Source organism: Calditrichia bacterium, from assembly GCA_020634975.1.
Taxonomy (GTDB): domain Bacteria; phylum Calditrichota; class Calditrichia; order RBG-13-44-9; family J075; genus JACKAQ01.
The window spans coordinates 1-1,861 of sequence record JACKAQ010000016.1; the positions used below are offsets into that span (position 1 = coordinate 1).

The following is a 1,861-nucleotide window of genomic DNA, read 5'->3' on the forward strand; positions in this document are numbered from 1 at the left end:
GCAAAGCACCGGTGTGGACGAGGTGACCAAAGCTATCCAGCAACTGGATCAGGTGATTCAGCAAAACGCCTCAACATCGGAAGAATTATCTTCGATGGCGGAAGAATTGTCCACACAATCGGTTCAATTACAGGATGCCATTTCGTTCTTTAAAGTGGACAACGCAGCCAGGGGTTCCGCACCAAAAGTAACCCAGCAAGCGATCCACAGCATCGAAAAGCGTCCGGCAAAACCGGTTAGCATGGCAACAAATAGCATTTCATCTACCAAAAAAGCATTGCCGCCCAAAAAAGCGGCAGCCAAACCAGCAGCCAAACCTGCCCCGGCAAAAGAAATCGGCGGATTTGAATTTGATATGACCGGTGGCAAGGACAAAATGGATGACGAATTTGAAGAATTCTAAAACCTGATGTTTGCAGAAACGTGGTTTACTTTGAAAAAACAGTCCTGATGCGGAGAAGCGGATTCATTTTTCGAGATCGATAATTGGATAAAATTAATATTTAATACAGGGTATTTTAATGATTAGTAAACTGGGTATCAGGGTTAAAATTTTTTCATCTTTTGGCGTATTGTTAATTTTGATTATTGGTGGCGCGTTGTACACGATTGGGGAATTGAACACGCTCTTCAATGGTGCACAAAATTCAATCTTGAAAGATACGGTGTATCTGAGAGCTGTGCTCCAAATTCAAAATTTTACAACGGAAGGTCATCTGTGGTTCGAAGAATTGATGTCCGGTGATGATGAAGTGCCAATTGAAGAAATTTATCAGCATTGGCAACATGGCATTACAATTTGCGATGCGATGCTCAATGGCGGCGAAAACCGCTTCGGATCGTTCTACAAAATCGAAGATGCAGAGTTTCAGAAACAGATTTATGCCATCCGCAACGGTCTCCAACAACTATTAGAGAATGCCCGGCAACGCAGGGAAATCAATTCTGCTGCGGGAAGCACGATGGAAGCTCAATTTGATGAGCTGTATGAAAAGGTTATGATTACGGCAAAAAATTGCGAACAGAGCTTCCAAGAATTGCAGATGTCCAATTATTCTAAAATGGAAAGCGCTTATTACAGCGGGGTAACAATGATACGGCTGGCCATTTCGTTTTCCGTTATTCTTGCGCTAGGCATTTCTATTGTGTTTGGCAAGTGGATAACCGGCGCAATCAGTAAGCTAATGGGCGCTACCGAAGAACTGGCAAATGGGGATCTCACCCAAAATGTTGATATTCAATCGGAAGATGAGTTGGGAAGACTGGCAAATTCGATGAATGTCATGCGCGACAAATTTGTGTTGACAATACATGATGTGCAAACCGTTGCCTCTGGCGTAACCACCAATAGTTGGCAGGTAAGCGCAACGGCAGAAGCGATTTCGCAAGGTGCGACGGAACAGGCTGCCACCGCTGAAGAAGTATCTTCATCAATGGAAGAAATTGCGGCGAACATCCAGCAAAATGCCGATAACGCGCTGCAGACGGAAAAGATCGCCGTGCAAACCGCACAGGATGCCAAAATAAGCGGGGAAGCGGTCGTAAAAACAGTCGGTGCGATGCGCGATATCGCGGGAAAAATTTCGATTATCGAAGAAATTGCCCGTCAAACCAACCTGTTGGCGCTCAACGCAGCTATCGAAGCTGCCCGTGCCGGTGAGCACGGCAAAGGTTTTGCGGTGGTTGCCGCAGAAGTGCGCAAACTGGCGGAACGCAGCCAAACCGCCGCCGCAGAAATCGGCGAGCTGTCGGGTTCCAGCGTAAAAGTAGCGGAACATGCCGGAGAATTGTTGGCGAAAATCCTGCCGGATATTCAGCGGACAGCGGAGTTGGTGCAGGAAATCAGCGTCGCCAGCAACGA

General features: G+C 46.6%; 2 protein-coding genes. Both read left to right on the forward strand.

What is annotated here, in order from left to right; genetic code table 11:
• Positions 1–403, forward strand: a 403-nt coding sequence (locus tag H6629_24020) for a methyl-accepting chemotaxis protein (protein MCB9070855.1), incomplete at its 5' end; no start/stop codon positions are given.
• Between the two features lie 118 nt (positions 404–521).
• On the forward strand, positions 522–1,861 hold a 1,340-nt coding region (locus H6629_24025; protein ID MCB9070856.1), incomplete at its 3' end, for a HAMP domain-containing protein.